We start from the raw sequence: 4278 nt of genomic DNA, 5'->3' as shown, positions 1-4278 counted from the left end.
CCGAAGGTCTTCCGGAGCCAAGCAACGGCAAGCCGTTGGAAGGCCTGCTCGCGGGGCCCGTAGCCGTCCTCAAACGGATCACCATCGGGCCCCTCGAACCACTCGGCATTGGCCGTCAGGATTACCTCCCGCAGCGGACCATGCCGCGTCGGCCGCCAAGGGTCCTTGGCGCCTTCTACCAGGCGCCTCTCGATCTCGCTTGTGCGCCGCCGCTTGCGGAGCCGCGTCAGCTCGCGATCAAAGTTCGCGAGCCGCATCCGCTGGATCTCCCTATGCACGAACTGGGCCCAATCCTCTCTTCCGATTAGGCGCTCGTTCAGCCTCGATCGGGACCGATCCACGTGCCCAGTATCACCGCCTTCTCGCTTGCGATGCTTCTCGTAGCCTTGAAGGTTCTCCGGCCAAAGACCCTGCATCCGCATGACCACCGGATGCTCCTGCTGCGCCTCTTCCACCTCTCGACCTCCTGCTTGGGAGGTCGGGAGGTGGGATCATCGCACTGAAGACAGAAATGCAAGCTAAAGGGGGAGCGAAAGTGGGCGTTGAGGCCTCCGTAGATTTGAGCGACAGTCATCCCAACTGGGCTGTCGCGGGTCAGTCCGCTGTTCACAACCGCCAGTTCGCTGAATAAGCCTCAGCCTGGCTCTGGTCCGCGAAGAACCTGGCCAATGGTTGCAAGCTACGGCCGCTTTCGGCCATCAGTCGTCGTGCGAGATGGCGCCGGGCTGCCCCGCGGCATTCACCAGACTCGACGTTCGTTCGGTGCGCAGCACTTATGGCCAGTTAGTGGCGGTGAAGCGGACGAAGCGGACCTTGATCCGGATTGTCCGACGCCGCTCACCTACAGCTGGAACAGACCCACGGCATTCACCCCCTCACGCTTTGTCGCCTCTGTTCGCTCGAGGAGCTCACAATTTTATGTCGAACATCTAGTGATCAAAGATCACAAGATACTGGACTAATTGAAAAAAATGGGTAAACTGCAGCCCACGCGAGTGGGGAAAAAAATTGCTTGATTCAGTCCAACTTACAGCATCAAGCCACGCTGATGTTTCGGTGTTTCGGCCACTCAAAGTCGGCCCTGAAGCTGTTCTGCAAGCTTCTGTAGAAAAACATATCGCGAAGTTACTCCCTCTCGGTGAATTTTCTTGGACGGGAAGCACCGTCCCGGTTGGAGCGGGGGTGCCAGATTTGCTACGAGCAAGTGTGCGGCCTGAGGCCGTAAGCATCGCTGACGCAGACAGCATATCCATTGCAATTCTCGGATACCTGCGCGCAGCTCGGCGCGCTCGCGGAGAGACAATTGCGGAACGTCTGGGTTTGAGCGAAAAGACCACGCTTAACAAACTAGATGCGCTCCAAGGACAGGGCGTAATCGAGCAGATTCAAAAGAACTTTAGCTTGGCGCAGCCATGGCGGAACATCTTGGGTGATGTTTCGGCAGTCGAGGTGAAAGTTTCCGACTGGAAGAAAGCTGTTGCGCAAGCGTCACGAAATCGCATTTTCGCGCACCGGTCCTTTGTGGCTCTGCCTGAGGGTGTTGCTAAACGCGTTAAGGACGAATTAGCTTTCTCGTCATTGGGCTTGGGGCTGATTTCGATCGACGACAATGGCGTAAGTCGCGTTGTGAAGCGAGCAAGGAAGTCATCCCCTAAGGCTTGGGCATACTACTATACTGTCGCTGCGAGAGCGGCAGGAGATTTGAGGGCTTCTGATAACAGTGTTTCAAGTTAGTATAGATGACGCAAGTCAGCAGCACCCGGATTATGAGTTTATAACCGCACTGACTCCAAGCGCTCAAAAAGCGGCTTTCCACGTCAAAAGAAACGATGATGATTTTTGCTTGAAAATCATTGCTCCAACGCAGTCTCTCGAAAGAGTTCAGCGTGAAGTTTTGGCGATGCAAACCCTCAACCATCCCAACGTAGCCAGGGTGGTTGAATACGAATACAGCGCGCGCGGTGGTAAAACGCGGCACTACCTAGTGGAAGAATTTGTAGCCGGAAGCGATCTCTCACACTACTTAGCGGCTCATGGAAAGTTGAGCCTACAGCAGATCAAAGATATATTTGTTCCCCTCTGCGGCGGTCTAAATGCGCTAGCGGAAAATAATATCGTACACAGGGACCTTAAACCCAGCAATGTCAGGGTCGATAATACAGGGAAGCCTGTAATTATTGACTTTGGCCTCGCACGACTTCTGGACATGGAAAGTCTCACCGCAACCGTTGAGGGCGCGATGCTGGGTACCCCGAAATATTTTGCCCCGGAACAGCTCCGCGGTACGAAGCGTGATATCGATCCACGAACTGACCTGTATGCTCTAGGCGTCATTCTTTACGAGGCGGCAGTTGGGAAGCACCCATCCCTAACTGATAGCCCGAAGACATTTGACGAACTAGACGAAGCCATTTGTACGTCGGAGGATTTCAGATCGGACCCTGACTACTTGGGTCTTGACCCGACCCTGAAGCTTGTCCTGCAACGATTGCTGGAAAAAGAACGAGGTCGCAGACCAACTAGTGCGGCTATGGTCGGAACCATCCTAAATGGTTTGGGGGGGCAGCAATGAGGCGGGGAGCTTGGCATCAATGCGGTGCTAACAATCAGAAATTTATTCTCGAAATGCTGCAAACTGGAATGGGTGCAGGTGTAATCCTGAGCCCGAAAGACTTGGCATACGAGAAGGCACAAGAATACGCGAGCGATTATAAACGCGCTGGCGCGGATGTTCTCCTCGACCCTCAATTCTACGAACCCGACTTTGCGGATGGAAAGCTCTCCAGCTACCCAATCGCACAGTTCCGGCAGTCGATCGCATCTCTTGGAGCGCTTTCAGCTCACTCCTTTGCAAATCTCACAGCTGCTCTGCGTGATGAAAACCAAGCACTAGGCTCTAGCGCGGTTATTGCACCAGCGATACCCTACGAGGCGGCTCGGCCAGATATGGCTCAGCTGAATGCTCGTCTCTTTGCTGCTGCTAAAGCTGCGGGTGACTCGCTAGGCATTCCGACCTACGCAACTGTCGTCATGGGCGGTAGCATCACAACATCCCAAGTCGCGCAATCTATCTTATCCCAAGCGACGGCACTCAATGCCGATGGTTGGTACTACGCTGTCGAATTTGACAGCGCTGAGCGTCTTCCAACGGACGTCGAAGCGGTATTCCGTTACTGTTCGGCAGGCTTAACACTCGCTTGCACGGGGAAGCCCGTCCTTCACGCATACGCGGGCCCATTGGCCGGGCTTGCTTTCGGTTCTGGCGCGAGAGCCGCGGCCATTGGCTTTTGGCAAAACCTTTGGGGTTTCACACGATCTCGCTTCCAGCCGTCGACGGGGCAAGGTGGTGGTGGCGACGCGCCGCCACGCTTCTTTTCTACTCCGCTTTGGGGCACAATTGTGTACCCAGATGAATTACTCCAGCTGCCAACTGCGCTGCAGAACACAATTCTGGTTCACTCGCCGTACTCAGGGGCAGTGTCAACAGTGACCGCCACTGCATGGCAGAAGTGGGATTCCTATCGGCATATGATCCACTAGATAATTGCGTATGTGAGTCCACTTGCGGCATCGGCAGATGCACGGCAAGCGATGCAAATCGTCATATCTGATTTAGCGAGCGCCAATACCCTTCACAGCCAAGTTCACACTGCAGGTTTGATTCTTCGCGACGGAAGCAACTCATATCAGCCTTCTTGGGCTTCGGCGGGAACGAGAATGCTGGCAGATATGTCGGGCGACTATCAGTGGCTTCAGTTGCAAGGGGGGCCGTGAACAGACGGTCGATACTTCGAACGTGATTGCGTTTTAGGAAGCGACATAACAACCTGCGGCACTGTGCGCGTTGCCGACCGGCGGACAGCTGCTGTTCCACCTCACCGCCCGCGTCTGGGAGCGCGCCTCGATCATCGTAGTGACCGATCTCGACTTCGGGGAACGGCCTCAACGCCCGAATAGGCCCGCGCTAGTGGAAGTTTCGCTGTCATGCTCGTGAATGGCGGCTGTCACTATTTTACGCGGCTGCAATGCCGCATCGCAGCAAGTCGGCTTGCCGCCCCTATGTCCCTTGAGGAGATGAACTACGTCCGTCGTGACCCTTCTGGACCAAGTCCACCGTCGACCGGGAAACAGATCTTAACATCGATCCAAGGCAGACGAAGCGGCCGTTCCAACGTGCGAATCTTGAAACAAAAGGGCCTACTACAACGATTGCCGCGCTCCCCTGTCTATACTCACTAAGTAGCCCGCGCAGTCGGCGCTTCGCGCCTTGCTGCTCGG

General features: G+C 55.4%; 3 protein-coding genes and 1 pseudogene. 3 read left to right on the top strand and 1 reads right to left on the bottom strand.

Annotated elements, in window-relative coordinates; translation table 11 throughout:
- Positions 1-455, bottom strand: a pseudogene (locus tag FD715_RS22150) (plasmid recombination protein); the annotation flags it as partial.
- Positions 456-1008: 553 nt separating this feature from the next.
- Here FD715_RS22150 and FD715_RS22145 point away from each other — a divergent pair.
- Genes FD715_RS22145 through FD715_RS22135 form a run of 3 tightly spaced genes read left to right on the top strand, consistent with a single transcriptional unit; the run spans position 1009 to position 3540 of the window.
- The gene (locus tag FD715_RS22145) at positions 1009-1734 is read left to right on the top strand and encodes a hypothetical protein (RefSeq protein ID WP_147115380.1); all 726 of its coding nucleotides are present in this window, start codon (positions 1009-1011) and stop codon (positions 1732-1734) included.
- Positions 1721-2572 (top strand): serine/threonine-protein kinase, encoded by an 852-nt coding sequence (locus FD715_RS22140; RefSeq protein ID WP_189799614.1) that lies wholly within the window; start codon positions 1721-1723, stop codon positions 2570-2572. The genes FD715_RS22145 and FD715_RS22140 overlap by 14 nt, the downstream gene beginning before the upstream one ends.
- Entirely contained in the window at positions 2569-3540 is a 972-nt protein-coding gene (locus tag FD715_RS22135) for a hypothetical protein (protein WP_147115374.1), read from the top strand. The genes FD715_RS22140 and FD715_RS22135 overlap by 4 nt, the downstream gene beginning before the upstream one ends.
- The last annotated feature ends 738 nt before the right edge of the window (positions 3541-4278 follow it).

Origin of the sequence: Tateyamaria sp. syn59, from assembly GCF_007995245.1 — a bacterium.
In the GTDB taxonomy this organism is placed as follows: Bacteria; Pseudomonadota; Alphaproteobacteria; order Rhodobacterales; family Rhodobacteraceae; genus Tateyamaria.
The sequence above is the reverse complement of the archived record's forward strand: the minus strand, read 5'-3'. Positions and strand labels throughout refer to the sequence as shown.

Excerpts from the sequence above, each read along its gene's own strand:
- FD715_RS22135 (WP_147115374.1), top strand. The coding sequence starts at position 2,569 with ATGAGGCGGGGAGCTTGGCATCAATGCGGTGCTAACAATCAGAAATTT.